33 protein-coding genes and 1 pseudogene are annotated in these 25,612 nt (G+C 64.4%); 16 read left to right on the forward strand and 18 right to left on the reverse strand.

Annotation, left to right across the window (positions count from 1 at the left end):
* Positions 1-207: 207 nt before the first annotated feature.
* The 6 genes from QCM77_RS24375 to QCM77_RS24400 all read right to left on the reverse strand — a co-directional run bounded on the left by QCM77_RS24375 (position 208) and on the right by QCM77_RS24400 (position 4,994).
* Positions 208-912 (reverse strand): hypothetical protein, encoded by a 705-nt coding sequence (locus QCM77_RS24375; protein WP_279685248.1) that lies wholly within the window; start codon positions 910-912, stop codon positions 208-210.
* A 280-nt stretch (positions 913-1,192) separates the two neighbouring features.
* Positions 1,193-1,342: a hypothetical protein gene (locus tag QCM77_RS24380; RefSeq protein ID WP_007591825.1), complete on the reverse strand. Its 150-nt coding sequence runs from the start codon at positions 1,340-1,342 to the stop codon at positions 1,193-1,195.
* Positions 1,343-1,505: 163 nt separating this feature from the next.
* Complete coding sequence (locus tag QCM77_RS24385) at positions 1,506-2,327, reverse strand: tetratricopeptide repeat protein (protein WP_279665990.1); 822 nt, start codon at positions 2,325-2,327, stop codon at positions 1,506-1,508.
* A 32-nt stretch (positions 2,328-2,359) separates the two neighbouring features.
* Complete coding sequence (locus QCM77_RS24390; RefSeq protein ID WP_279665992.1) at positions 2,360-3,043, reverse strand: substrate-binding domain-containing protein; 684 nt, start codon at positions 3,041-3,043, stop codon at positions 2,360-2,362.
* Between the two features lie 18 nt (positions 3,044-3,061).
* On the reverse strand, positions 3,062-3,763 hold the full coding sequence (locus QCM77_RS24395) for a GrlR family regulatory protein (RefSeq protein ID WP_279666089.1): 702 nt from the start codon (positions 3,761-3,763) through the stop codon (positions 3,062-3,064).
* 196 nt (positions 3,764-3,959) lie between these two features.
* Positions 3,960-4,994, reverse strand: coding sequence for a glutamine synthetase beta-grasp domain-containing protein (locus QCM77_RS24400; RefSeq protein WP_279665993.1), 1,035 nt, complete (start codon positions 4,992-4,994; stop codon positions 3,960-3,962).
* 540 nt (positions 4,995-5,534) lie between these two features.
* Between QCM77_RS24400 and QCM77_RS24405 the strand changes: the two genes are divergently transcribed.
* On the forward strand, positions 5,535-5,735 hold the full coding sequence (locus tag QCM77_RS24405; RefSeq protein WP_371261365.1) for a DUF2735 domain-containing protein: 201 nt from the start codon (positions 5,535-5,537) through the stop codon (positions 5,733-5,735).
* Between the two features lie 113 nt (positions 5,736-5,848).
* Here QCM77_RS24405 and QCM77_RS24410 read toward each other — a convergent pair.
* Positions 5,849-6,159: pseudogene (locus QCM77_RS24410) on the reverse strand (MliC family protein).
* 71 nt (positions 6,160-6,230) lie between these two features.
* On the opposite strand from QCM77_RS24410, the gene QCM77_RS24415 reads away from it, so the two are divergent.
* The 7 genes from QCM77_RS24415 (at position 6,231) to QCM77_RS24445 (ending at position 9,806) form a co-directional block, all read left to right on the forward strand.
* Positions 6,231-7,019 (forward strand): tyrosine-protein phosphatase, encoded by a 789-nt coding sequence (locus tag QCM77_RS24415; protein WP_279665999.1) that lies wholly within the window; start codon positions 6,231-6,233, stop codon positions 7,017-7,019.
* Positions 7,020-7,059: 40 nt separating this feature from the next.
* Positions 7,060-7,740, forward strand: coding sequence for an SDR family oxidoreductase (locus tag QCM77_RS24420; RefSeq protein ID WP_279666001.1), 681 nt, complete (start codon positions 7,060-7,062; stop codon positions 7,738-7,740).
* Positions 7,741-7,794: 54 nt separating this feature from the next.
* A complete protein-coding gene (locus QCM77_RS24425) occupies positions 7,795-7,992 on the forward strand; it encodes a hypothetical protein (protein WP_279666003.1) in 198 nt (65 codons plus the stop codon).
* Positions 7,989-8,243, forward strand: coding sequence for a hypothetical protein (locus QCM77_RS24430; RefSeq protein WP_279666005.1), 255 nt, complete (start codon positions 7,989-7,991; stop codon positions 8,241-8,243). Before QCM77_RS24425 ends, QCM77_RS24430 begins: the two co-directional genes overlap by 4 nt.
* Positions 8,244-8,403: 160 nt before the next feature.
* Entirely contained in the window at positions 8,404-9,090 is a 687-nt protein-coding gene (locus QCM77_RS24435; RefSeq protein WP_279666006.1) for a DUF2161 domain-containing phosphodiesterase, read from the forward strand.
* A 25-nt stretch (positions 9,091-9,115) separates the two neighbouring features.
* Entirely contained in the window at positions 9,116-9,415 is a 300-nt protein-coding gene (locus QCM77_RS24440) for a putative quinol monooxygenase (protein ID WP_279666007.1), read from the forward strand.
* An 85-nt stretch (positions 9,416-9,500) separates the two neighbouring features.
* Positions 9,501-9,806: a hypothetical protein gene (locus QCM77_RS24445; protein WP_279666008.1), complete on the forward strand. Its 306-nt coding sequence runs from the start codon at positions 9,501-9,503 to the stop codon at positions 9,804-9,806.
* Between the two features lie 79 nt (positions 9,807-9,885).
* Here QCM77_RS24445 and QCM77_RS24450 read toward each other — a convergent pair whose 3' ends face one another.
* Both QCM77_RS24450 and QCM77_RS24455 read right to left on the reverse strand, forming a co-directional pair.
* Positions 9,886-10,497, reverse strand: coding sequence for a GNAT family N-acetyltransferase (locus QCM77_RS24450; RefSeq protein ID WP_279666091.1), 612 nt, complete (start codon positions 10,495-10,497; stop codon positions 9,886-9,888).
* A 167-nt stretch (positions 10,498-10,664) separates the two neighbouring features.
* Positions 10,665-11,066, reverse strand: a complete 402-nt coding sequence (locus tag QCM77_RS24455; protein ID WP_211396139.1) for a PaaI family thioesterase — start codon at positions 11,064-11,066, stop codon at positions 10,665-10,667.
* Between the two features lie 119 nt (positions 11,067-11,185).
* Here QCM77_RS24455 and QCM77_RS24460 point away from each other — a divergent pair, with 119 nt between their 5' ends.
* Positions 11,186-11,965, forward strand: coding sequence for a cobalamin-binding protein (locus tag QCM77_RS24460; RefSeq protein ID WP_279666009.1), 780 nt, complete (start codon positions 11,186-11,188; stop codon positions 11,963-11,965).
* A gap of 87 nt (positions 11,966-12,052) precedes the next feature.
* On the opposite strand, the gene kynU is transcribed toward QCM77_RS24460, so the two are convergent.
* The 5 genes from kynU to QCM77_RS24485 form a co-directional block, all read right to left on the reverse strand.
* On the reverse strand, positions 12,053-13,255 hold the full coding sequence (kynU, locus tag QCM77_RS24465) for a kynureninase (protein ID WP_279666010.1): 1,203 nt from the start codon (positions 13,253-13,255) through the stop codon (positions 12,053-12,055).
* 8 nt (positions 13,256-13,263) lie between these two features.
* The gene (gene kynA, locus QCM77_RS24470; protein ID WP_279685249.1) at positions 13,264-14,103 is read right to left on the reverse strand and encodes a tryptophan 2,3-dioxygenase; all 840 of its coding nucleotides are present in this window, start codon (positions 14,101-14,103) and stop codon (positions 13,264-13,266) included.
* Positions 14,104-14,136: 33 nt separating this feature from the next.
* Positions 14,137-14,946: a hormone-sensitive lipase gene (locus tag QCM77_RS24475; protein ID WP_279666014.1), complete on the reverse strand. Its 810-nt coding sequence runs from the start codon at positions 14,944-14,946 to the stop codon at positions 14,137-14,139.
* Between the two features lie 219 nt (positions 14,947-15,165).
* Positions 15,166-16,443 (reverse strand): ArgE/DapE family deacylase, encoded by a 1,278-nt coding sequence (locus QCM77_RS24480; protein WP_279666016.1) that lies wholly within the window; start codon positions 16,441-16,443, stop codon positions 15,166-15,168.
* A gap of 54 nt (positions 16,444-16,497) precedes the next feature.
* Positions 16,498-17,223: a pyridoxamine 5'-phosphate oxidase family protein gene (locus QCM77_RS24485; protein WP_279666018.1), complete on the reverse strand. Its 726-nt coding sequence runs from the start codon at positions 17,221-17,223 to the stop codon at positions 16,498-16,500.
* A 74-nt stretch (positions 17,224-17,297) separates the two neighbouring features.
* Between QCM77_RS24485 and pdxR the strand changes: the two genes are divergently transcribed.
* Together pdxR and QCM77_RS24495 are read left to right on the forward strand one after the other, a co-directional pair.
* A complete protein-coding gene (pdxR, locus tag QCM77_RS24490) occupies positions 17,298-18,770 on the forward strand; it encodes a MocR-like pyridoxine biosynthesis transcription factor PdxR (protein ID WP_279666019.1) in 1,473 nt (490 codons plus the stop codon).
* Between the two features lie 67 nt (positions 18,771-18,837).
* Positions 18,838-19,086 (forward strand): DUF6719 family protein, encoded by a 249-nt coding sequence (locus tag QCM77_RS24495; protein ID WP_279666092.1) that lies wholly within the window; start codon positions 18,838-18,840, stop codon positions 19,084-19,086.
* A gap of 3 nt (positions 19,087-19,089) precedes the next feature.
* On the opposite strand, the gene QCM77_RS24500 is transcribed toward QCM77_RS24495, so the two are convergent.
* Together QCM77_RS24500 and QCM77_RS24505 are read right to left on the reverse strand one after the other, a co-directional pair.
* Positions 19,090-19,452, reverse strand: a complete 363-nt coding sequence (locus QCM77_RS24500; protein WP_279666020.1) for a hypothetical protein — start codon at positions 19,450-19,452, stop codon at positions 19,090-19,092.
* A 35-nt stretch (positions 19,453-19,487) separates the two neighbouring features.
* Positions 19,488-19,652: a hypothetical protein gene (locus QCM77_RS24505; protein WP_279685250.1), complete on the reverse strand. Its 165-nt coding sequence runs from the start codon at positions 19,650-19,652 to the stop codon at positions 19,488-19,490.
* 413 nt (positions 19,653-20,065) lie between these two features.
* Between QCM77_RS24505 and QCM77_RS24510 the strand changes: the two genes are divergently transcribed.
* Positions 20,066-20,275, forward strand: coding sequence for a hypothetical protein (locus tag QCM77_RS24510; RefSeq protein ID WP_279666022.1), 210 nt, complete (start codon positions 20,066-20,068; stop codon positions 20,273-20,275).
* An 11-nt stretch (positions 20,276-20,286) separates the two neighbouring features.
* On the opposite strand, the gene QCM77_RS24515 is transcribed toward QCM77_RS24510, so the two are convergent.
* Positions 20,287-20,835, reverse strand: coding sequence for a CreA family protein (locus QCM77_RS24515; RefSeq protein WP_279666023.1), 549 nt, complete (start codon positions 20,833-20,835; stop codon positions 20,287-20,289).
* 202 nt (positions 20,836-21,037) lie between these two features.
* Between QCM77_RS24515 and QCM77_RS24520 the strand changes: the two genes are divergently transcribed.
* The 4 genes from QCM77_RS24520 (at position 21,038) to QCM77_RS24535 (ending at position 25,007) form a co-directional block, all read left to right on the forward strand.
* Positions 21,038-22,591 (forward strand): L,D-transpeptidase family protein, encoded by a 1,554-nt coding sequence (locus QCM77_RS24520; RefSeq protein ID WP_279666024.1) that lies wholly within the window; start codon positions 21,038-21,040, stop codon positions 22,589-22,591.
* 92 nt (positions 22,592-22,683) lie between these two features.
* Positions 22,684-23,253: a glutathione peroxidase gene (locus QCM77_RS24525; RefSeq protein WP_279666025.1), complete on the forward strand. Its 570-nt coding sequence runs from the start codon at positions 22,684-22,686 to the stop codon at positions 23,251-23,253.
* Between the two features lie 165 nt (positions 23,254-23,418).
* The gene (locus QCM77_RS24530; RefSeq protein WP_279666026.1) at positions 23,419-24,447 is read left to right on the forward strand and encodes a polysaccharide deacetylase family protein; all 1,029 of its coding nucleotides are present in this window, start codon (positions 23,419-23,421) and stop codon (positions 24,445-24,447) included.
* Positions 24,448-24,455: 8 nt separating this feature from the next.
* On the forward strand, positions 24,456-25,007 hold the full coding sequence (locus QCM77_RS24535) for a dihydrofolate reductase family protein (RefSeq protein WP_279666027.1): 552 nt from the start codon (positions 24,456-24,458) through the stop codon (positions 25,005-25,007).
* A 12-nt stretch (positions 25,008-25,019) separates the two neighbouring features.
* On the opposite strand, the gene QCM77_RS24540 is transcribed toward QCM77_RS24535, so the two are convergent.
* Complete coding sequence (locus tag QCM77_RS24540) at positions 25,020-25,472, reverse strand: DoxX family protein (RefSeq protein ID WP_279666029.1); 453 nt, start codon at positions 25,470-25,472, stop codon at positions 25,020-25,022.
* Positions 25,473-25,612 lie beyond the last annotated feature (140 nt).

Below are 25,612 nucleotides of genomic sequence, written 5' to 3' on the forward strand. Positions count from 1 at the left end.
CGGCGTCGAGCCATTGCTGGCAGCCATGCGGGCGTGAGGCGCGGGCAGCGAACTCAATAGCGACACCGACGGCCGCCTTCGTTGCATGGAGGTGATGCGGAGCCGCGTTTTTACACAGCCTGGGTCACAAGCCGACATCGCTGCGCGTCGCAAGTCAGGCCAGCATTACCTTCTCAAGCAGACATCCCAGATTTCTAAGTATCCGTCCTAGGCCCGCCGCATCAGCTTGAGCGAGGCCGTAAGGCGCAGGCTGCGCTTGCCCGCAAGCGCGATGCCTTCAAGCTCGCCGCTATCCGCCGTGCAGGTCCCGGAGAAGCCGATCCCGACCTCATAGCCGCCGAACACGGGGTTCTCGCCTTTCGCCGGCGTGTGTTCCTGGTTGAGCATCTCGCCCTTCCAGCGGCCGTCCGCCGAGGAAAAGGAGCCGAGATAGTAGAAGAACGCATCTCCGCCGAGGATGCGGCCGTCCATCAGCAGCATGACGCCGGAGAGTCCGGCATCGACGCCGTCGAGCGCGCGCAGATGGATCGCATAGAGCCCGTTCACGACCCCGCCCGGGCCAATCGTCCCCTGCGGCGGCAGCCCCTCGTCGTCGAGCCGGGTGAGATTGGCCCAGAAGTTGCCGCCCGGCATCGTGTCCGCACTGCCCGCGAGACGGATCTGGTTGCCGACCAGCCGGCCGCGTGCGCCGATCGCGGCGACATCAGCCCCCATCAGCGGCTTGTAGTGGGGATCGTCATTATGCCGTTCGGTGACGACTTCGGCGATGATCTCGCCGTCGCGCTCAAAATAGGTTCCGAGGTGCGCGAAGGCCGAATTGCCGCCCAGCAGCTTGCCGTCATGCATGCACATGATGCTGCGGCCGAACGCATCGTTGACGCCGTATTCAACCTTGTAGAGCCCGTCCAGCAACGCAATAGACCCAAAAAAATCAGAAGGAATCGCGGGTTACCTAGCACCGCCGCGGCACCAAGGCCATCCGGCTTTTCCGCGCAGGGCCGTTCAGAGCCACGCGCTGCCATGATGCCATCATGCCCCTGTTTTGCCCGACGGCGCAACAGTTTCGTAAATTCCGCAGGGCTGTGATTTCAACACCATCCGCAGAGCTGTGATTTCAACCACTTGGCTACTGTGCATGGGGTTGTTTTCGACATTTTTGTTTTGTGCGGTCCCGAACGGCCTTGCTCAGGAGCTAGTGACGCTTGAAATACTGCACCTCGCGCTCATGCTTCTCAGCCGCCGCCCGGCTCCTGAACGTGCCGAGGTTGCGGCGCTTGCCGGTCTTGGGATTCACCTTGCGTGAATAGAGGCGATATTCGCCGGATGCGAGCTTGCGGATCATGGTTGCGCCTCCTGTCAGGTTTCGGACTCAACCCGCTCCGCACGAGGTCCGTTCCTTCAAGGTCTTATGAGCGGGACGAGTGTAGGCCGGTACGGCCCGTGGCGGCATTTTCTCGAGACCACCTATCGCGACGCCAGCAAGAATGTCGCCTACTACACGTGAACTAGAAGCACAGCGTGGTCACGAGCTTGCCCTGCTTGTCCTTGATCGCATAGGGACAGCGCAGCCGCTCCAGCGCCTGCTTGGCGTCCTCGTCGCCGAGCGCTGCGGCGCGCTCGTAATAGGATTTCGCGGCGTCCTTGTCCTTTGGCCCGCCGCGGCCTTCCTGTGCGAAGGCGCCCATCCGCTCCAGCGCCCCGGGATGGTTTTGCGCCGCCGCCTTTTCGAACAGCGCGCGCGCCGCGGCGTCGTCCTTCGCACCGCCTGTGCCTTCGGAGAGCATCATGCCGAGCTGGTACTGCGCCTCCGCATTGGTCTCGGCCGCCTTGCCGAGCAATGCGCGCGCCTGTGCGGGATCGGCCGGCGCGGCGCCGCCGGTGCCGCCGAGCGCGGCGAGATTGCTGACGCCGCGGGGATTGCCGGCCTGCGCCGCCTTCTCGAACAATTTGCGCGCCTGCGCTTCATCCCTGGCGACGCCGGAGCCGGTGCCGTAGGCCACACCGAGCTCGACCATGGCGGCGCTCGATCCCTTGTCGGCGGCCTTGCGCCAGGCAGCCATCGCTTCCGCCGTCTGCCGGTTGGCCGCATAGGCGCGGCCGAGCGCGAACATCGCGCGCCGCGATGACGGCGCGGCCTGCTTGCAGAATTTGATGGCGGTCGCAACGTCGGAGGCTGCAATCTCCGTCACGCCCCTCAATTCGGCCGGCTTGTCGGGATCGCTGGGATCGGCGGCGACCCGATCGCACAGGACGAGATCGGCCGATTGCGCATGCGCCGACAACGGCGCCGCAAGCACGAAGAGGATGGCAACGAGGAAAGTCCGCATGGACGCCAAATTGGCTCGCCGCCCCGGCAAATTCAAGGCTCGAGTCCCGATTGGCGCAGCACGGGGACGACCTCCGGTGATGCCAGATAGCGCAGCAGCCGGTCCGCGGCATCGGCGTGCTCAGCGTTTGCCATCCGGCCGGCGGAGAACACGGCCGGCGTTTGCAGATCGTGCGGGACGGGGCCGACCACCTCGATGCCTTCGACCTGCCTCAGCTCGCTGATCTGCTGCACGGCGAGGTCAGCCTCGCCGCTCACGAGCCGCTCCGCGGTAAAGCCCTGCTCGACGATGGTGGCTTTGGCGTTGATCTCTGCCGCGATCCCCATCTGCGCGATCAACCGGGCGAAATAGACCCCGCTCGCACCCAGCCGCGAATAGGCCACGGACCGCGCCGCAAGCAGCGTATTGCGCAGCGCGGATGCGGTGGCGATGTCGGGATGGGCTTGCCCTGCCCGCACAGCGATGCCGACGAAGGAGCGCGCGAGATCGGCTGCGCTGCCCGAGACCACGCGGCCCTCGCCGATCATCTCGTCGAGCCCTTCGCGCGTGAGGATCACGAGATCGGCGGCCTCGCCGTCGCGCAGCCGCTTGAGCAGTGCCAGGGTCGGCGCGAAATCGGCGTCGATGCGGACGCCAGTTGCGGTCTCGTATGCGGAGGACAGGCTGCGTATCGCGCCCATCAGGCCGAGCGTCGAGAGCATGCGAACATTTTCCATAAGCGATTCCTGTCGCGATCAGGCGCGGTGCATCAGCTTGAGCGCGGCGGTCAGGCGCAGGCTGCGCTTGCCGGCGAGCGCCGTTGCCTCCAGCACCGCCTGCTCCGCATCATAAGTGCCGGAGAAGCCGATGCCGACCTCGTGGCCGCCGAAGATCGGATCGTCCTTGGCCGGCGTGTGCTCCTGATTGAGGATCTGGCCCTTCCAGCGCCCGTTGGCGGCGGTGTAGCTGCCGAGATAGTAGAACGATGCATCGCCGCCGAGGATGCGGCCCTTGTTGAGCAGCATCACGCCGGTGAGGCCGCCGTCGACGCCATCGAGCATGCGCAGATGCACCGAGTAGAGCCCGTCGGCGATGCCGGCCTCGCCGACGCCGCCGGCGATCGGCACCTCGTCTTCGGTGATCGGCGTCATCAACGACTGGAAGGGCACGCCGGGCAGCTCCTTGAGCTCGCCCTTGAAGCGATAGAGATCGCCCTCGGCCCAGCCCTTGGCCAGCAGCGTCGCATCATCGGTGCCGGCCATGGCGCGGTAGTTCGGATCGGGGTTGTGGCGGACGGTGTTGATCACGATGTCGACGCCGCCTTCGGTCTTCGCGTAGGTGCCGATATGGGCGAAGGCCGAATTGCCACCGAGCATCTTGCCGTTGCCGGCATGCATCACGCTTCGGCCGACCCCGTCGCCGAGCTGAAATCTCACCTTGTAGAAGCCTTCAAACACCAGCCGTCCCCGGCCCTGCGCGCATCCGGGCACACTCTATCCCGCTTTCGGCGGCGATGGACAAGTTTCGCGCGATCGAGGTCCGAGGGATCGCCGCAACTGCTGTCATCAGAATGCAAAAATCCGCCGAAGCCTTTCGGCTTCGGCGGATCGAAGTCCAACCCGGGCCAGCCCCCCAGCCCGGGCCGGGAGGATGTTAGGCCGCAGCCTTCTTGTCGGCCGGCACGGACGCGATCGTCTTCAGGATCTGCGAAGCGATCTGGTATGGGTCGCCCTGCGAGTTCGGACGGCGGTCTTCCAGATAGCCTTTGTAGCCGTTATTGGCGAAGGAGTGCGGAACGCGGATCGAGGCACCGCGATCGGCAATGCCGTAGCTGAACTTGTTCCAGGGCGCGGTCTCGTGCTTGCCGGTCAGACGTTTGTCGTTGTCCGGGCCGTAGACGGCGATGTGGTCCATGATGTTCTTGTCGAAGGCCGCCATCAGCGCCTCGAAGTACTCCTTGCCGCCGACCGTACGCATATACTCGGTCGAGAAGTTGGCGTGCATGCCGGAGCCGTTCCAGTCGGTATCGCCGAGCGGCTTGCAGTGGAACTCGATGTCGATGCCGTATTTTTCGGTCAGGCGCAGCATCAGGTAGCGGGCCATCCACATTTCGTCAGCGGCCTTCTTGGAGCCTTTGCCGAAGATCTGGAATTCCCACTGGCCCTTCGCGACTTCCGCGTTGATGCCTTCATGGTTGATGCCGGCGGCCAGGCAGAGGTCGAGATGCTCCTCGACGATCTTGCGGGCGACGTCGCCGACGTTCGAGAAACCGACGCCGGTGTAGTACGGACCCTGCGGCGCCGGATAGCCCGAGGCCGGGAAGCCGAGCGGACGGCCGTCCTTGTAGAAGAAGTATTCCTGCTCGAAGCCGAACCAGGCGCCGGAATCGTCGAGGATGGTGGCGCGCTTGTTGGAAGCGTGCGGGGTCTTGCCATCGGGCATCATGACTTCGCACATCACGAGCACGCCGTTGGTGCGGGCGCCATCCGGGAACACCGCGACCGGCTTCAGCACGCAATCGGAGCTGTGGCCTTCAGCCTGCTGGGTGGAGGAGCCATCGAAGCCCCAGAGCGGAAGCTGCTCAAGCGTCGGGAACGACGCAAATTCCTTGATCTGAGTTTTGCCGCGCAAGTTCGGAGTCGGCGTATATCCGTCGAGCCAGATGTACTCGAGCTTATACTTGGTCATTGAGCCTCTCTGTAGATGATGCGAAAGGTGGGGGCCGTAGGCCCCCGCACGATTGTTTACCCGGCCACCATCGGCCGACCGTTTACAAGCATTTAACGTGCCAAAAGGCCGCAGCGCGGGAGGTTTGCCACCGCGGCCGGCCTCCCTCGCTCCCGGCAGATCGTCGACTGCGCCGTGCGTCATAGCGGCGCACCTTTGCGTGAAGCTGCACCGCAAAAATCCCGCGGAAAACGCCTGATTCTGGAGCACGAGCACCAGAGCCCGAGGTTGCCGGCTAAACGCGCATCAACGTCCGGCAACATTCGCCAAGTCTGTGCCCGTCGCCCGCAACCTTCGCAACGGCCCACGCGTTAGCCACTCGACCGCTGCCTTAGAGGAAGCAGAATGCAGTCTGCCTACAAAATAGGCCAGCGCTGATTTCCTTTTCAGCACTTTGCATTTCGGAATGCACGGCCGATATGGGGATTCCAGTAACCACAAGCCAACGAGTCGGGCGCACCATGGAGGCCAACCGCTGCGATCTCGGGAGATACCGCAATGATGAATAATGGACTGAGTCACGGATCTGCACAGATCTACCAATTCCCTGTCGGGGGCCGCTCGGCTCTCGGGGGGCGCCGCAACGGTGAGACCCGCCTTCCCGCCAACCACGCCTCGCTCCCCGTGAACGAGACGATTTGCAGTGGAAGCTGGTACCATCAGGAAGCAGTCGATGAAGCCAAGCCGAAATGGGATCGCTGATGCCTGCGTTCGGTTCGATACCGCCGCGCTCTCTCAATGCCCGGCGTCAGTTTGAAAAAGGGTCGAAACAACGAAGTTTCGGCCCTTTTTGATTCCTGCGGCAATGCCGCCGTTCAGATCCCCGCGCAGGCCGTGACCGGCCGCTTCAGATGCTTGACCGTGGTGCTGCCGGTCTTGCCGATCACAAGCGTGATCCCCGCCCCGAATAGCGCGCGCCGGAGACCGTCAGCCGCTTGGCAAGTGTGACCGGTTCGCCGTCGATCTGGAGGAAGGCGCGCTTGTCGGCGTCATAAAATCCAACGATGAACTGCGTACCATCGGCGCAGCGATAGGTCCGGAACGTCTGCGCATCGGCCTGTCGTGAATTGATAATTCCGCCCGCCAGCATGGTGACCGCCAAAAGAATGGCCTTGTGCCGGCCCATGATCGCCCCCTGTAATAGACCTCAAGGACGCCCATCGAGCGTCCGCTGGAACCATAACCCAAGCTGATCTCATGCAAGACTCCTCCGTGCAAGACTCCTCCGTACAAGACTCTTCCGTACAAGACTCGCCTGCCCGCCATCTCGCCCTGCAAGGCGCCAGCAATTTTCGCGACCTCGGCGGCTACCCGACCGCAGATGGCCGTACCACGCGCTGGCGGCACATCTTCCGCTCCAACCATCTCGGCCAGCTCACCGCCGCCGATGTCGAGATCGTCCGCGCGCTCGGCGTGCGCAGCGCCTTCGATTTTCGCGGCGTCGAGGAGCGCGCGGCGGGCGTCTGCGTGGTGAACGAGATCGCCGTGTATTCACTGCCGATCGAGCCGACGGTCGTGGCCGCGCTGCGCGCGGAGCTCGCCAGGGGCAGGCTGACCGCGCCGGTCGCGCTCGAACTCATGCGCGAATCCTATCGCAACTATGTCCGCCACAACACGGCCAGTTTCCGCAACCTGTTCGGGCATCTCCTGGAGGACCGCGCGCCGCTCGTCATTCACTGCACCGCCGGCAAGGACCGCACCGGCTTTGCCAGTGCGCTGATCCTGCATGCGCTCGGCGTAGCCGACGACGTCATTGCCGCGGACTACCTCTTGACCAACCGGCACTACAGACGCGATGCATCGAACGCTTCCGATCTTCCCGCCGATGTCCTCGACGCGATCGGCAGCGTCGAGGCCTCGTATCTTGCTGCTGCTTTCGAGGCCGTCGATAGCGCGTATGGCGATCTCGATACCTACTTGCGCGACGGCCTCAAGCTCGGCACACCGGAGCGGACCGCGCTGAAGGCGCGTTATCTGCAATCGTAAGCGGCCGTAAATCTCGAGCGGCCGTGCCGGGAGAACGATGATGCAAGGCAAGGTTCTGATCGTGACCGGAGCACTCGGCGCACTTGGAAAAGTCGTCGCCGAGGCCGCGCAGTCGCGCGGCGCGCGCGTGGCCGGCATCGACCATGCGCCCTCGCAAATCTCCGCGACGGCTGAGCGCATCGAGATTGGCGGCGTCGATCTGTCCGATGCGGCGCAGGCGAAGACGGCGGTCGATGCCGCGGCAAGACACTTCGGCAAGCTCGATGCGCTGATCAACATCGCCGGCGGCTTCGCCTTCGAGACCGTCAGCGACGGCGACATCAAGACATGGCAGCGCATGCATGCGCTCAACGTGCTGACGGCGCTCAACGCCTCGCATGCGGCGCTCCCGCATCTGGCCGCCTCCAATGCCGGCCGCATCGTCAATATCGGCGCCATGGGCGCGCTTCAGGCCGGCTCCGGCATGGGCCCCTATGCGGCGTCGAAAGCCGGCGTCCATCGTCTCACCGAGGCGTTGGCGAGCGAGTGGAAAGGCAAGGTGACCGTGAACGCGGTGCTGCCCTCGATCATCGACACCAAGGCCAACCGCGCCGACATGCCGAAAGCCGACTTCGCCAAATGGGTGACGCCGCAGGAGCTCGCCGAGATCATCCTGTTCCTCGCCAGCGATGCCGGAAGCGGCGTCACGGGCGCGCTGATCCCGGTCGGCGGGCGGGTATAGGGGTCAGTTGCCGCGGACCTTTTCTAAACCACACCGCATTGCTATAATCGAACCATGACAACGGAAGATATCGAGCGAGCGGTCGAGCGACTTACGCCTGACGAGTTGGCGCGGTTTCGTGCGTGGTTCGACCAACTCGTCGCTAAACGGTTCGATCAACTCCTGGAGCAAGACATCGGGGCGGGCAAGCTCGATGAATTTGCCGAGGAGGCGCTGAGCGATTATCGCGCCGGCCAAACGCGCGACTTGTGAAGCACACGGCTTCGACGAGATTCTGGAAGGCTTATGAGGCGTTGCCCGTCAATGTTCAACGGCTGGCCGATGCCAATTTCAAATTGCTGAAGAGCGACCCCACTCCATCCCTCGCTTCTGTTCAAACGGGTCGGACGATTTTGGCCGCCAGAGTCGGCCTGCGTTATCGCGCCCTGGCTATCGAGTCTGATGGCGCCTGCGTCTGGTTCTGGATCGGCTCGCACGCAGACTACGACCATCTCATAGGCTGAAGGCGTCAATCTGGCACCAACAGCCGCAGATTGCCTTTGAAACGGATGCTCTGTCCCGTCCGCAGGATAGCCGGATCATCCGCTCCCGATCAAATGGCGCAGAGCCCTAAGTCCGATACGGGCTAGACTGCCCGCAACTGATTCTCGGATTCGAGCACCCGTGGAAACTGAGCTTTATCTGCCCGTCAAACGCTTCCTCGAAGAGCTCGGCTTCACGGTCAAGGGCGAGATCGGCGGCTGCGATCTCGTGGGCCTCAGCGCCGGGGATCCGCCGGTCGTGGTGATCGGCGAGCTCAAGCTAGCTTTCAATCTCGAGCTGATCCTCCAGGCGGTCGATCGTGCGCCGGCCGGCGACGAGGTCTGGATTGCCGCCAAGATGTCGGCGCGCGGCAAGGGACGCGAGGCCGACGCGCGCTATCGCAATCTCTGTCGCCGCCTCGGATTCGGTATGCTCGGGGTAACCGACCGCGGCCAAGTCGAGGTGCTGGTGAAGCCGCCAACGGCGGCGCCGCGCCGCGAGCCGAAGGTTCGTTCGCGCCTCGTCGCAGAGCATCAGCGCCGCCAGGGCGATCCCGTGCTGGGCGGCAGCACCCGCGCGCCGATCATGACGGCCTATCGGCAGCAGGCGCTGGCCTGCGCCTCGGAGCTTGCGGCGGGCCCGCGGCGCGTGAGCGAATTGCGCCAACGCTGTCCCGATGCCGGCAAGATCATGCTTAACAATGTGTATGGCTGGTTCGAGCGTACTGAGCGGGGAATCTACGGGCTGACCGAGGCCGGACGCGCGGCGCTGAAACGCTGGCCGCAAGCACCGGTGAATGACACCGCCCGCGAGGCGTCGCTGCCCTAGCGGCAATCATTTCGGGAGACATCGTATGATCGTTGTGACTGGCAGCGTAACGGTCCGCACCGACACGTTCGACGAGGCGCGCCGCCTGAGCCTCGAACATGTTCATCGGTCGCGGCAGGAGCCCGGCTGCATCTCGCACGCAGTGCATGTCGACTGCGAGAACCCGCTCAGGCTGGTGTTCTTCGAGCAATGGGCCGACCGCGCCGCGCTCGCTACCCACTTTGCGGTACCTGCGTCCGGCGAGTTCGTGCGCATCCTGCGCTCACTTGCCACGGGGCCGGCCACGCTTGAACTCTATGACGCCAGTAAGCTCGAGAAGCTGTGAGTGCATAGCTGAGCTGCCACACGAAATTCATATTGCAATGCAACATGGACGGCACTAGGTATCCCGGCATCGAAACGAGGCCGTTATGAACGCAGACTGGAATACCAAATATGGCACGCGGCGCGTGCGCCACGATCCGCCGACCCTGGACGAGGCGATCTTCGCCGCCGTCGGCATCACCGACGATCAGGAGCAGCAGGCCGAGATCGCGGCAGCTCTCATGGGGATGCCGGTCGAAATCGTCCAGGCCGAGGTGAAGAAGCAGGCCCGCACCAACAGCCGCATCATCGCCACGCGCGTGATCGCCGGCGAACAGGGCGCGCAGCGCTCGGTGGTGGTCGAACGCCGTGTCGTGCGCCGCTTCGGCAACGACAAGCGCACCGGCACCTGAGCGCTTAGCTCCCTGTCTCCCATACGAAAGCGGACCGGTTTTGCCGGTCCGCTTTTTGATTCCAGTCGGCAGTTTCCAGTCAGGCGGCGCGATTGCCATACATGCTGGAGATGATCTTCCAGCAGGTCGAGTTGAAGCTGAGAAGAGCGCGGCCGGCCGTGAAGGGCGAGGCTGCGAGATCAGCGAGCTCGTCCTCTGGCGCCTTGGCGAGATCGATCGTCCCGGTCGATTCGCCATGACGGAATTGCAGATGCGCCCCGAACTTCCTGGCGAGCGCCCGCATCGCGTGATTCTCGGCGCCGGTGGTGATGCGCAGGCGCTTGTAGCCTTTCCAACGCGCTTCCGCGATCAGGCGGCTGAACAGCACGGTGCCGACGTTCTGGCGCCGCGCCGAGGCTTCCACGCTGAAGGCGACCTCGGGCAGCGAATCGTCCTCCGGCGGATGCAGCTCGGCCGCACCGCGGACCACGCCGTCGACGATGTAGGCGACGATGACGGTGCCGTCCTCGGCACAGCGTGCGGCGTAACGTTCGATAAAACTGTCGTCGAGAAAACCGTTGAAACGGTCATGCCTGCTTTCGGCATCGAGCCTCAGCAGATGATCGCGCAAAAGCGGCAATTCTTCCTGCTGGCTCAAGGTCCGCACATAGCCCTGAACGGACTTCGTGCGGCTGGTTTCTTCAAGTTCCAAATCTGCGTCGATTGACAAGTCAAAACTCCTCTTGGTGTCCCTCGAGGAGGCGTTCGAATCCCTAGACCTCCAATATTGTGCATCGCAACAATCTTTTCAAGACGGGAACCTGCCCAAGTTTCGAGCATGGGAGTCGACTAATTCGTTAACAAAATCAAACCCCGTAGTCATACGAGGACCAGCTGAGTCTGGGTCACTACCGCGACCAGCTTGCCGTCCTCGGTCTCCAGCCGGGTGGTCCAGACCTGGGTCCGCCGGCCCCGGTGGATCGGGGTGGCGGTCGCGATGACCGTGGTTCCCTCTTTGGCGCCGCCAATGAAGTTGGTCTTGCTCTCGAGCGTGGTCGTGCCCTTGGCGTCCTCGGGCAGATTGATCACGGTCGCCGCCGCGCCGACGGAATCGGCCAGCGCCATCACCGCGCCGCCGTGGATGGTGTGGTGGAGCGTGCAGAGATCGGGCCTGACCGTCATCCGCGCCACCACGCGGTCCTTCCCGGCCTCGACGAACTCGACGCCCTTGAGCTCGGCGAACGGCATCTTCATCGCTTTAAGTTTCTCGAGCGGCGTCATCGGATCTCCTCCCAATTCATTGTTGTCTCAACGTGAATTGCTTCACGCGGCAAAGCAATGACGTCAGAGGTAATCGCGGTGCTGACATCGGCGCCCGCATTTGCGCATATGCTCCTCCCATGCGCCACATCCCGCCCCGCCGCATCGTCTGCCTGACCGAAGAGACGGTCGAAACGCTGTACCTGCTCGGCGAGCAGGACCGCATCGTCGGCGTCTCCGGCTACGCCGTCCGTCCGCCCCAGGTGCGCCGCGAGAAGCCGCGGGTATCGGCCTTCGTCTCCGCGGACATTCCAAAAATCCTGGCGCTGAAACCGGACCTCGTGCTCGCCTTCTCCGATCTCCAGGCGGGGATCGTCGCCGATCTGGTTCGCGCCGGCGTCGACGTCCACGTTTTCAACCAGCGCGACGTCGCCGGGATTTTGGCGATGATCCGTACGCTCGGCGCGCTGGTCGGCGCGGGCGAGCGTGCGGAGGAACTCGCTCACGAGCTCGAACGGCGCCTCGCCGCGATTGCCGCAACGCCTCGTCCTTCTGCCCGCCCGAGGGTCTATTTCGAAGAGTGGGACGATCCGCTGATCTCAGGCATCGGATGGGTCTCAGAGCTGATCGAGATCGCGGGCGGCGAGGATGTGTTTCCGGAGCTGCGCCATCGGCAGGCGGCGAAGGATCGCATCGTTTCGGCGGAGGCGGTGCGTGACGCTGCGCCGGACGTCATTCTCGCTTCATGGTGCGGCAAGAAGGTCGTCCCTGCCCGCATCAGCGCGCGCGACGGCTGGAGCGAGATCCCCGCCGTGCGCGATGGTCGTATCGTCGAGATCAAGTCGGCGATCATTTTGCAGCCGGGGCCGGCGGCGCTGACGGACGGGCTCGATGCAATCGTGCAGGCGCTGTGGGGGTGAAGCGCAATAGCTTGGCCGTAGCTCTCGTGTCCCGGACGCGCCGCGACGCGTCAGCGTTGCTGCGCTGCGGGGCACGGCGGACACTTCTCACGTCACCGCATTCACGACCTGATATTCCGGCCGCCGCCACACTTCGCCCGCGATCACGTCCTCGATGATCTTGGCCGCCTTCATCACCTCGGCCTCGCCGATATACAGCGGCGTGATGCCAAACCTCATGATGTCAGGCGCGCGGAAATCGCCGATGACGCCGCGGGCGATCAGGGCCTGTATCGCGGCGTAACCGCCATCGAAGGCGAAGGAGACTTGCGAGCCGCGGCGCTCATGGGCGCGCGGGGTGACCAGCTTCAGCTGCGGGCAACGGCGCTCGACTTCGCTGATGAGGAGATCGCCGAGCGAAAGCGAGCGGGCCCGGACCTCGGCGATATCGACGCGGTCCCAGATGTCGAGCGAGACCTCCAGCGCCGCCATTGCCAGCACCGGCGGTGTCCCGACGCGCATGCGCTCGACGCCGCCCGCGGCCGCATAGGCGAGCTCGAACGCGAACGGCTTTGCGTGCCCCATCCACCCCGACAAAGCGGCGCGCACGCTGTCGGCGTGACGCGGCGCGACGTAGAGGAAGGCCGGCGCACCGGGGCCGGCGTTGATGTATTTGTAGGTGCACCCGGCGGCGAAATCGGCGCCGGTGCCTGCAAGATCAACCGGCAGTGCGCCGGCCGAATGCGCGAGGTCCCAGACAGTGACGATGCCGAGCGCATGTGCTCTTGCAGTCAGCTTCGCCATGTCGTGGCGGCGCCCGGTGCGGTAATCGACCTCGGTGATGTAGAGGACAGCGATCTCCTCGGACAGCGCGGCCTCGATCTCCTCCGGCGCCACCAGGCGCAATTGATGGCCACGGCCGAGCGTCGCGATCAGGCCTTCGGCCATGTAGAGGTCGGTCGGGAAATTGCCGGTGTCCGACAGGACGACCTTGCGCGATGCGTTCATGTCGAGCGCGGCGGCGAGCGCCTGATAGACCTTGAGCGACAGCGTATCTCCGACCATGACGGAGCCGGCTTCCGCGCCGATCAGTCGCGCGATGCGATCGCCGACATGGCGCGGCTGGGCATACCAGCCCGCACTGTTCCAGGCGCGGATCAGCTCGTCACCCCACTCGGCGGTGATGACGCGACTGACACGCTCGGCAACGCCAAGCGGTAGCGCGCCGAGCGAATTGCCGTCGAGATAGATCACGCCATCGGGCATATGGAACAGCGCTTTGGTGTCGTCGTAGACGCGAAGCTTGGTCATGGAGATCTCTACAGGATCGTGCGCACGCGCCAGAGTTCGGGAAACAGCTCGACCTCCAGCATGCGCTTGAGGTAGCTGACGCCGCCGGTGCCGCCGGTGCCGCGTTTGAAGCCGATGACGCGCTCGACCGTCGTCACATGGTTGAAACGCCAGCGCCGGAAATAATCCTCGAAATCGACCAGCTTCTCGGCGAGCTCGTAGAGCATCCAGTGCGTCTCCGGCGCCTCGTAGACGATACGCCAGGCCTGCAGCACACCTTCGCTGAAGCTATGAGTCTCGCGAACATCGCGCGCCAGCACGGCCGCAGGCATCTTGAGCCCGTTGCGGTCGGCGAGCCGCAGCACCTCGTCGTAGAGGCTTGGCGTCGCGAGCTCGGCTTCGAGCAGCTGCGTGGTTTCCAGATCGTGCGCGTGCGGCTTGAGCATGGCGTGGTTGCGGTTGCCGAGCAGGAATTCGATCAGCCGGTATTGCCGCGACTGGAAGCCTGAGGACTGGCCAAGCTGCGAGCGGAAGCGCGTATACTCGCTGGGCGTCATGGTGCGCAGCACGTCCCAGGCGCCGTTGAGCTGCTCGAAGATGCGCGACATCCGTGCCAGCATCTTCATCGCAGGCTGCACCTCATCTTTAGCGATCGAGCGGCGTGCGGCGCTGAGCTCGTGGATAGCGAGTCGCATCCACAGCTCGGTGGTCTGATGCTGGATGATGAACAGCATCTCGTCATGCGCTTCCGACAGCGGATGCTGCGCGCCGAGGATCGCGTCCAACGCCAGATAGTCGCCATAGGACATGCGCCGGACGAAATCGGTCTCGGCGCCTTCGCTTGCGGGATCGTATTCGCTGGACGTCATGACAGGCCCTTTCGATCGATCTTCCAGGCCTCGTCAGTCGAGGCCGATCAGGCGCGCGGTGATTGGCGACGACGGGTCCTTGAGGGCGTCGATCACGGTGAAATGGTTCAGCCCGGGATCGACGACGAGGCGCGTCGGTACGTCGAATCCAGTCCAGACATTGGCCATCAGATCGGACTGGCGGATGAATTCGGGCCGCTCGTTGCCGCCGACCCAGGCGGTCACGGGCGAATGCCCGCGCGGCAGATGCAGCGCCGCGCTTTCCAGCGTCGCCTCCTCCATCGTCATGCGCAGCGTCTCGTTCATCCCAGTCTTGAGCAGCGGACGCAGATCATGCAGGCCGCTGATGGAGAGCGTGCCAGCGATGCGGTTGGAGACGGCGGGCTCGAGCCGGCTGTCGTCACACAGCATGCGCGTGACGAGATGGCCGCCCGCCGAATGGCCGGCGAGCCGGATCGGGCCAGCGACGAGCGAGGCCGCCTTGGCGATCGCGGCGGTGATTTCCGCCGTAATGTCGGCGATGCGCGCGGCCGGCGTCAGCGTGTAGCTCGGCAGCGCCATCGTCCAGCCGTGATGGCGCGCGCCTTCGGCGAGATCGGTCCACGTCGATTTGTCGAAGCGCATCCAGTAGCCGCCGTGGACGAACACGACGAGGCCCTTGCTGTCGCCGTCGGGCAGGATGAGGTCGAAGCGCTGGCGCTCGCCGGCGCCATAGGCGATGTCGGCGCGAAAATCTTTCAGCCCGGCGCGGTAAGCCGCCGCCCGCTCCGCCCACAGCGCCGGCATCTTGTCCGAGCCCGGGATATGGGCGGAATTGGCATAAGCGTCATCCCAATCGCGCATCATTACTTCCTCGACGGACTCAAGGCTTTGTGAACCTGGCGCCCACTCTGCCACCGGCGCGGGCGGCATCCTAGTCTTTAGTTTAAGCTTAAAGGATTTGGGGCGCCGATGGATTGGGCAGCCCGTCGTTGCGAGCGCAGCGAAGCAACCTAGCCTGCCCCCGCGGAGTCTGGATTGCATCGTCGCAAGGGCTCCTCGCAATGACGGTGGAAGAGAGAGCTATCCCTTCTCCACCCCGCACCAATCCGCGATGAACAGCGCCATTGCCTTGGTGGTCTTCTTCAGCGAGTCCAGATCGACATATTCATTGAAGCCGTGCATCTCGCCGCCGCTCGCGCCGAAGCAGAGGCTCGGGATACCGTGATTAAGGCCGTAGAAGCGGGTGTCGGTGAGCGCGGTGAAGACGAGGTCTTCGACTTCGCCGCCATAGACGGTGTTGAAGGCCTTGCCGAACGCCGCCTCGGGCGCGGCGGCGTCGGTCAGCTCATAGCCTTCCGACAAAAAGCCCGACCATTCGATCTCCGGCGGATTGTTGGCGAGGAAGCGGTGGTTGCGCGCGGCGGCAGCAACGCAGGCCATGATCTCCTTCTGGTGATCGGCGATCGACCAGCCCGGCAACACGGCAATCCGGCAATCGACGTCGCACCAGGCCGGCACGCTGGAGGCCCAGTCGCCGCCCTTGATGATGCCGGGGTTGAAGTTGATGGGATGGTTCAGCGTCTTGAAGTGGCGGTCGGCTTTCGCGCGCTCGTTCCACTCGATCTCGAGCTTTTGCAGCGCCTGGATCAAATGATAGGCCGCCATGATTGCGTTCGCGCCGGAGCCGGCGAAGGCGACATGGGTCGGATGGCCCTTTACGCTCAGGCGGAACCAGATCACGCCGACCTGCGAGCGCACCATCTTGCCGCCGGTCGGCTCAGGGATAAAGCAGGCATCCGCGCGATAGCCGCGTTGAAGCGTCGAGAGCGCGCCGACGCCGGTGCTCTCCTCCTCGATCACGGACTGGAAGTGGATTCGCGCCGTCGGCTTGAAGCCCGCCGCCTTGATCGCATCGAGCGCATAGAGCGCGCCGATGGTGCCCGACTTCATGTCGCAGGCGCCGCGGCCGAACATCTTGCCGTCCTTGATGACGGGCGAGAACGGCGGGGTGTCCCACAGTTCCAGCGGCCCCGCGGGCACGACGTCGCAGTGGCCCTGGAGGATCAGCGATTTGCCCCGGCTGGTTTGCGGACGATAGGTCCCGACCACCGAGCGCGCCTTCGAAAAATCGTGTTCGATGGGCCCGAAGCCGCGCAGATCCTTGAGGTCGTCGACATTGATGTGCCAGTCGTCGACCTCGTAGCCGCGCGCGCGCAGGAGGTCGCCGATCATGTCCTGGCACGGTCCCTCCGCACCGCGGGTCGAGGGGATCGCGACGAAATCGCTCGTAGTCGCAAGCTGGGCTTCGAAGCCGGCGTCGACGGCGTCAACGATCCTCTGCTGCGTTTCGGCATTCATCAGGCAACTCCAATCGGGCATTCAGATCATCGATGGAGCGCAAGCTAGCCGATTTCAGCCGTTCGGGTACTCTGCAAAATAGGCATCCCGCAATGCATCTTCGAGCAACCGGCCCTCGGAATAGCCATTCAGTGTCGCCGGCCGGCTCACGCCGTCGAGCAACCGCGGGCACGGTTCCGGCGCGCCGAGCACGGTGCGCACCGGGATGCGCTCGGCATAGATTGGCAACTCATAGTCCTCGTCATCGTCGGCGACGCCCTTGGCGCGGACTTTCGCGGAGGCTTCCTCGATCTCCATCGCGATAAAGGAGGTCGCCTTGATCTCCTGCGTGTTGCTCGCCCGCAGGCTCGCGGTGCGATCGGGGAAGAAGCGGTCGACCATCGCGATCACCGCGCGCTCTTTCTCCTCGGGGTCGGTGACGAGATAGGCGGTGCCGAACGCCATCACGGCGCGGTAGTCGGCCGAGTGATTGAAGCCGCAGCGCGCCAGCACCAGGCTGTCGAGATGGGCGACCGTCAGGCACACCCGCTCCCCTTTGGTCTGGTTGCGCAGCATGCGGCTGGCGCTCGAGCCGTGCCAGTACAGCTTCGTGCCCTCGCGCCAGAAGAAGGTCGGCGTGCAATAGGGTTGGCCGTCGATCGCGTAGGAGACGTGGCAGAGCATCGAGGAATCCAGGATGCGATGAACGGTGTCGTGATCGTAGAAGCCGCGGTCGTGACGGCGCTTCACCTGGTTGCGCGCGGACGTCGGATAGGAATTCTGGCTCTCGGTCTGGCTCACGGCCGCTCCTGTCGGATTGGAACAATTCCAAGGCAGTTGTAGCCGCGGATTTGGTCTGCGATAGTGCCAATTCCATGCGAAAAATTCCGACCAATTCTGTTCCCTCGCCGGCCAAGGCCGAGCTGCCGCTCGATCTCGCCGGCCCGCACATCACGCCCGGCGCCTCGTCGGCGCACCGGCTGTACCAGGCGCTGTGCGAGATGATCGTCGGCGGTCTGGTGAAACCCGGCGAGCCGCTGCCGCCGTCGCGCACGCTGGCCAAACAGACCGGCTTTCGGCGCAATGCCGTCGTCACCGCCTATGAGCGGCTGATCGCCGACGGCTTTGCCGACGCCACCGTCGGCTCCGGCACGTTCGTCGCCGCGCGCATCCCCGCGCGCGCGGCCGAGCCGAAGCGGCCGAAGATCATCGTCGAAACGCCCGGGCAAGGCGCGTTTTCGCTGGGCTGCACCCATATCGACGAGCGCGCCGTGCAGCGTTTCCGTGCCTTTGTCGGCCGTCGCATGCGCGCCTTCGGCGCGGAACATCTGCACTATGGCGACCCCCGCGGCAGCCGCGAGCTGCGCGCGGCGATCGCCGATCACTTGCTATCGGCGCGGGGCCTGCGCTGCGATCCCGATCAGATCATGCTGACATCAGGCACGCTGCACGCGCTGCGCATCGTGCTGAGCGCGATCCTCAAGCCCAACGACCAGGTCTGGTGCGAGGACCCAGGTTACCCCGCCGCGCGCAGGACCATCGCGCATTGCGGCTATCGCGCCGTGCCCGTTCCCGTCGACGCTCACGGCATGCGGGTCGCCAGGGGCCGGGCCGCGGCGCCGTCCGCGCGCGCGGCCTATGTGACGCCGTCGCACCAGTTTCCACTGGGCGTTCAGATGTCGATGCCGCGGCGGCTCGAGCTGCTGGACTGGGCCAAGCAGGCTGGCGCCTTCGTGCTGGAAGACGATTACGACAGTGAGTTCCGCTATGACGGCGCGCCGCTGATGTCGCTCGCAGGCATCGATCATCTCCAGCGCGTGATCTACCTGGGCACGTTCGCCAAGACGTTGTTTCCGGGGCTGCGCATCGGCTATTGCGCCCTGCCCGAGCGCTTGATTGCGGACGTCTCCGCCGCGCGGGCCGCACTCGACCGCTTTCCCGGCACGCTGATGGAGGGCGCGGTGGCCGACATGCTCAATTCCGGTGCGTTCGCCGCGAACCTGAAGCGCGTGCGAAAGCTCTATCGAGAGGCGCGCGACGTGCTGGCCGCGACCCTGGAAGCCGCATCCGACGGCGTGCTGTCGGTGCCGGTTCCATCACAGGGTCTGCATCTTGTCGCCCGGTTCGATCCCTCGGTCGATCTAGAGGTGGCGGCAGAAGCCAAGCAGGCCGCCGGCGCCGAAGGCTGGCTGTTGGCCGACACCTATTCACGCTCACGTCCTCTGCCCGGTTTCGTGCTGGGATTTTCCGGCCACGCGGTTCCGAAGCTCGTGGCATCCGCCGAGCGGCTCGCGCGGGAATCGCGCGCGGCCTTGCGTGCGAGGAGCAAGCCGGCCCGACGGGCATGACGAACGTTCGCTATGAGAATCGGCTGCCGCTCCCTACATTGCGGCATCGATGCCGGGACCTCACACCATGCTGCTGCGCCGTGCGACTTGCCTCTCGCTCCTGCTCTCCATCGCTCTCGCCGCGACGGCGCGCGCAGGCACGGTCGGACGCGAGCAGGACATCGTCGATCTCAAGCTCGGCCAGCGCGTGCAAGTGGATGACGGAACCTGCCCCGCCGGACAGGTCAAGGAAGTGCGCGGCGCCAAGATGACCGACAAGGGCGTGGCGCGGACCAGCACCTGCGTGCCGCGGTTTGGTCCGAAATCAAAGCGATGAGCGCTACTTCGCCGGATCGAACATGCACTGCAAGGTCGGCTTGGCGATCTTGGTGAAGGTCGGGCCGATCTCGCCTTGCTTTGACGTCGGCACCCAATCCGTCTCGATCGTCGGCACGCCGGTCTCGCTGATGCCGCGGAGCAGGGCCTCGCGCAAATCCCGATCCTCGACGACTGCGGCGGCATGGTCATGCAGGCAGCCGCAGACTTCCTCCGGATGCTCCCAGCGCCCGAGCATGCGCGGCGCACATTGCCTCACGAACTCAGTACGGGGATCAGGTAATCTGGAGGGTGAGCGCACCTGCGCCTGAGCGGCACTGATCGTCAGAAGGGATATGAACGCCGCAGCGCAGAAACGAACAAGCATGATGGCCTTTATCGGCTGATTTTTCTTGTTGGCGATCAGAAGCGCGCGGCGACCACGATCGGCTGCGGCGCCGGGAACATGATCGGCGAGCCGCTGTACTGGAAAGTGCCGATACCCGGGAGATTGCCGTCCGGCGAGCCTGCGAACGAGGAGCCGGCGAGCACGACACCGAAAGCAAGGATGAAGCTGAGCGTGCGCATGGACTTGTCTCCGAATTCGGTCGCCGGCGTGCGCCGTCGTCGTTGTCAGGTTGATAACCATGGGCGGTTTCGCGCGTGATGCGCCAAAGACGGAAAATGGTTTCATCTCCGTGAGAATTGTTTCGTCCCGTTCGGGGTGACGACACATTCGACGGAAAATCTCAATCTTTTCAGATGGGTCGCGCGGCTGCCCAATGTCGCTTGGCAGGTCCCGTTCGAGGTCGGCCGCGCGCCGGGCGCTGCACCGTCATAATCCCGCCTCACACGCTTCACATGCGTTTTACGTTTTTCTGCTGAAGAGAAGCCGAACGAAGGCTAGGCCCTGTCGAACCGGGGGCGCTTCGGCTGCGACCCAAGCTATCGAGACCGAGACGCCGGGATCACCGGGTGCGTTCATGTGAGGAATGGCCATCATGATGGCGCAAGATCGCGCAACGGCGCGCGATGCGGACCAACGAACGGACCGCGGGGATCAACGATCTGTTCGCAGCAGCGCCGCGTCGCCTGGCGAAATGGCGCTGCAATCGAGCCGCGGCTTTGAGGCCGTGCCGCAGACCTTCGTGCGGCTGACCGGCTCGCATCTTGCAAAACCGCGCGCCAGCCGCGCTGACATCACTGAGTGAACGCAAACGCGTCACTGAGTGAAGAACTCGCCGCACTTCTGGACGTTTGCGTCCGCCGGTCCCCACGGCATGACCGGCACGGTCGAGGTCGAGTTCTTCGGCGAACCCTCGATCAGCCTGTCCGAATAGACCATGTAGACCAGCACGTTGCGCTTGGCGTCACAGCCGCGCACGATCTGCATCTTCTTGAAGAACAGCGAGCGGCGCTGGCGGAACATGTCGTCGCCCTGCTCCATCTTGTTCTTGAACTTGATCGGGCCGACCTGACGGCAGGCCAGCGAGATGTCCGAGACCTCCTCGGCAAGGCCCAGCCAGCCCTTGAAGCCACCCTTCTCCGGCACCGTGAAATGACAGGCCACGCCCTCGACCTCAGGGTCGTCGAGGCCGTAGGTCGCAAGCTTGTCGTTCGGGCTCACCCATTTGAACACGGTCGAGCGGCGGAAGATCAGATCCGGCTCGTCCGCGGCGGAAGCGGACGCCGCCGGCACGGTCAGCGCCAGGAGGAATAAAGCAAGGCCTTTCAAGCGGATGCGGGAAAGACCGGGGAAACGAGATGACATGAAGTTCTCCGGTAGGAAGTCCCAGCAATGTAGGCATGACGCGACCGATCAGGAAGACGACCGGCAAGCGGCCGCCGTTTACCGCTCCGTGAGGCTTTTTTGCTACGGTTTAGACAAAAGTAGCTGATGGCAGAACTGCCGTGCTGGTGAACGCGTATCCCCTCTGAGAGACTAACATCTGATTTGGATTATGGATTCGAGGATGAATAGCGTGAACGGGTCTGGTTTTTCTGCCAAGCCGGCGCGACTTTGGCAGGTCGCCATTTTGGCGGCGGCGGGTGCGATCGGTACGGCGAGCCAGGCGGACGCAGCGTTTTATTACTGGACGGATTATTCCGACGGGTCCTACGGTCGCCATGAGCGGCATCCCGAGGAGCCGCGACAGAAGCCGCAGAAGCGCAGCGCTACAGGCAAGAAAGAGGTCGTCGCCGAAAGGGAAGCCGGCACGAAGCCGCAAGGGCCGCTCGTCATCGTCGTCTCGATCGACCGGCAGAAGGTCACGGTCTACGACACCAACGGCGTGTTTGCGGAATCTCCGGTGTCGACCGGCATGAAGGGCCATTCGACGCCGATGGGCGTGTTCAGCGTCATCCAGAAGCACAAATTCCACCACTCCAACATCTATAGCGGCGCGCCGATGCCGTACATGCAGCGCATCACCTGGTCCGGCGTTGCGATGCACGCCGGCGTGCTGCCGGGCTATCCGGCCTCGCACGGCTGCATCCGCATGCCGACGGCGTTCGCGGTGAAGATGTGGAACTGGACCAGGATGGGCGCGCGCGTGATCGTTTCGCCCGGCCAGATGTCGCCGCAGAACTTCTCACATCCGCTGCTCGCCTCCGTGCGCGTGCCGCCGCAACCCGCGGCCAGCCTGGAGCCGCAGACCAATGCCGACGACAAGGCCGACAAGGGCGCGGCCAATACCAGGGCCGCCGAAGCAAAGCCGGTTGAAACGAAGACCGCCAGCGCTGACGGTGCGCTCAAGCTGCGCTCGTCGGTCGGCCACACCATGATGTCGGACGTGACCACCGGCAATGCGCCGGCCCGCGAGGAAGCCGCGGTATCAGCCGACCAGACCGAGACCACGGCAAAGCCCGAGACCAAGACCGCTGAGGCAGCTGACGCGGCCAAGTCCCAGGCCGGAGACGCCGCGCAGCCCGAGGCCGCGGAGACGTCCAAAGAAACGCCTAAGGCCGAAACGGCAGATGCGCCGAAGTCTCAAACCGCCACGTCTGAAACTGTCACGTCTGAGCCCGCAAAAGCAGACCCGGTGCCCGCGGCAAAGCCTGAAGCACCCAAGCGCGCCGGCCAGATCGCGGTCTTCGTCAGCCGCAAGGATTCCAAGCTCTACGTGCGGCAGAACTTTGCGCCGCTGTTCGAGGTGCCCATCACGATTGCCGCGAGCGATCGGCCGCTCGGCACGCATGTCTTCACCGCCGAGGTCGACAAGGCCGATTCCAATGCGCTGCATTGGTCGGTGGTGTCCTTGCCAGTGTCGGTCCGCTCTGCCGCGCGCGAAGATGACGGCCGCATGACAGGCCGCCAGCGTGGCGCGGCCGTGATTCCCGTCGCCGCAAAGCCTGTGGTCACGCCGAACAGCCCGGCCGAGGCCCTCGACCGCGTCTCGATCCCGGCCGACACGATCACGAAGATCAACGAAATGCTGACATCAGGTGGCTCGATCATCATCTCCGATCAGGGCATCAACCAGGGCGAGACCGGCGAAGGCACCGATTTCATCGTCCGCTTGTACTAGTGCGCTTCACCGCGGCAGATAACGCGGTTTTGACGAGGCCGCCCGCGCCGGCGGGGTAACATGCGGCCCGGATCATTTCGGGGGACGCCGTCATGATGAACCGCAGGACCATGCTCATCGCAGCCGTTGCAGGCACGCTGGCGCCGGCAACGCGTACACTGGCCGATGGCGGCATGAGCCGAATCTCCGCCTACGCCTTCTCCTTCCCGGCATTATCAGGCGACGACATCCGCCTTGCGGCCTTCACCGGCAGGCCGCTGCTGGTGGTCAACACCGCTTCGCTCTGCGGTTACACGCCACAATATGCCGGCCTGCAAGAAATCTGGAGCGAGTTTCGCGAACGCGGGCTCACCGTCATCGGCGTGCCTTCCAACGATTTTGGCGGACAGGAGCCCGGCGGTACCAGCGAGATCTCGGAGACCGCCCACCACCAATACGGCGTTACCTTCCCGATTGCGGCCAAAGCCGTTGTGGTCGGTGCGAAGGCGCATCCGTTCTACAAATGGGCGGCAGAGGCGCGGCCGAAGGAGGTTCCGCGCTGGAACTTCCACAAATACCTGATCGGCCGAGACGGTTATATCGCCGATGTCTTTGCATCCACGGTCGAGCCGGCCGACACGCGGATCAAGACGGCGATTGCCAAGACGCTGGCCGACACTTGACGTCACACGCCCCAATCCGGTTGGGCACAATTGTGGCGGGGCGCCAAACAGCCGTTGCAATGGCGAGTGCCCACCATCTAGGCTAGGATCACCCAAGGGCAGGATGGTTTTGCCGGACGCGAAAAGCCACGGTGAAACAACGGGATCAATCTCGAGGACAACACCATGCGTGTGGCGGCAGGACTGATTTTAGCAAGCGCAATGTCTCTGGCGATGGCGGGCGCGGCATGGTCGCAGACCCCCGCCGCAAAGCCCGCAGCCGCCACGCAGGCTGCACCCGCGGCGACGCCGGCAGCTGCAGCGCCCGCCGCAGCTCCAGCAGCGGCTCCCGCGGCAGCAGCAACCGCTCAGCCCGCCTTCGTCAATCCACCCCCGCCGAAGCAAGCGCCGCAACCGGCGCGCGCCGCCTGCAACACGCCGGGCGCACTCGGCGTCGCCCGCACGGTCGAGATCGACACCACGGGTGGTCCCGGCTTCGGCTTCGAGCATTTCAAGGAGCTCGACTTCCTGCGCGAGCACGAGGTGGTGCTGACCTTCGACGACGGCCCCTGGCCGAAGAACACACCCGCCGTGCTGAAGGCACTCGCCGACGAATGCACCACCGGCATCTTCTTCTCGATCGGCAAGCACGCGACCTATGAGCCGGAGATCCTGAAGCAGGTCTACGCGGCGGGCCACACCGTGGGCACCCACACCTGGTCGCATGCCAACCTCAACAACAAGAAGCTCACGGAAGCGCAGCGCAAAGAAGAGATCGAGAAGGGCCTTTCCGCGGTGAAATGGGCGCTCGGCGGCATCTCGCCCTCGCCGTTCTTCCGCTTCCCGGCGCTCCAGCATCCGCCGGAGATGGTCACCTATCTCGGCAACCGCAACACCGCGATCTTCTCCTGCGACATCGACTCCTTCGACTTCAAGGCCTCGAAGCCCGAGAAGGTGATCGAGACCGTGATGAAGAAGCTCGACAACAGGGGCAAGGGCATCATTCTGATGCACGACTTCCAGAAGCACACCGCGGAGGCCCTGCCCGAGCTGCTCAAGCGCCTGAAGGCCGGCGGTTACAAGGTGGTGGCGATGCGCGCCAAGTTCCCGGCCTCGACGCTGCCGGAATACGACCAGGAGCTGCTCAAGGACGTCAAGCTACCAACGGTGAGCACCCGGCCCGTCAGCAGCGTCGTGACGACGGTGTCTGAATAGCCGCGCCATTGTCCTTTTGCATCGAAGGCTACGTCATCATCTCCGCGGACGGCATGCTCGCGGACGCGGCGCATGTCATGCCCGACAGCCTGAAGTTCGAAGGCGACAAGCTGTTCTTCGAGCAGGCGCTCGATCGCGCCGCGCTGATCGTGCACGGCCGGCACTCGCATGAGCAGCAGCCGAATTCACCCAAGCGCAAGCGGTTGATCCTGACCCGCAAAATCAAGGCGCTGACCGTCGATCCCGAGATGCCGAACGCGACATTATGGAATCCGGATCACGCGAGCCTCGAGGACGCCTGCGCCTTCGCCGATGTCGCCTCCGGCACCGTCGCAATCATCGGCGGTCCCGTCGTGTTCGACATGTTCATGGACCGCTACGACACGTTCTGGCTGTCGCAAGCCCCGCATCTGCGGCTGCCCGGCGGCGAAGGCTGTTTTGTGGATGTACCGGAGCGGACGCCGCACGAGGTGCTGGCCTCACACGGGATGAAGCCGGGCGCGCCGTATCTTCTCGACGCCGCGCATGGGGTGACGGTGACGCCGTGGCGCAGGACGTAGGGTGGTTTAGCCCTACACGTCCCCGTAGGCCGCCTCGGCCGGACGCGTGGCGCGGCCGTAGCCCATGATCATGAACAGCGCGCCGATGATCGACAGGTTCTTGAGCGCGTCGACCAGCATCTTGGCGTTGTCGGGCGCCGCCTGGTTCCAGAAGTCGTAGAACAGGAAGGTCGCGACCGCGACGTAGATGATCATCAGCATCGCGAAGAAGCGCGCGCCGAAGTTCAGCGCGATCATCACCCCCGCGATGATCTCGAGCCCGCCGCCCGCGATCGCCAGCAGTTGCGGCGTGGTCATGGCCGTCGCCGTCTCGATCTGCTTGGCGTAAGGCGCGATCATGTCGGGCACCACGACCTTGGCAGCGATGAGATCAACTGTCGCCTGCATGGCAAACAGTCTTGCCGCGCCCGTGTAGATGAACAGCACGGCGAACAGGATTCGCCCGAAAGTCACGAACGCTGGCATGGTCGGCCTCTTGGCAAAGCGCTAAAGCACGGAACGCATGAGGGGATTATGAAGAGTCCGCTTGCGGTTTACAAACGGGGAATGAGAAACCGCGAGTAATTCAAAACCAGCGGAACGCACGGTGCGCTGGCGCTCCCTAG

Source organism: Bradyrhizobium nivariense, assembly GCF_029846695.2.
Lineage (GTDB): Bacteria > Pseudomonadota > Alphaproteobacteria > Rhizobiales > Xanthobacteraceae > Bradyrhizobium.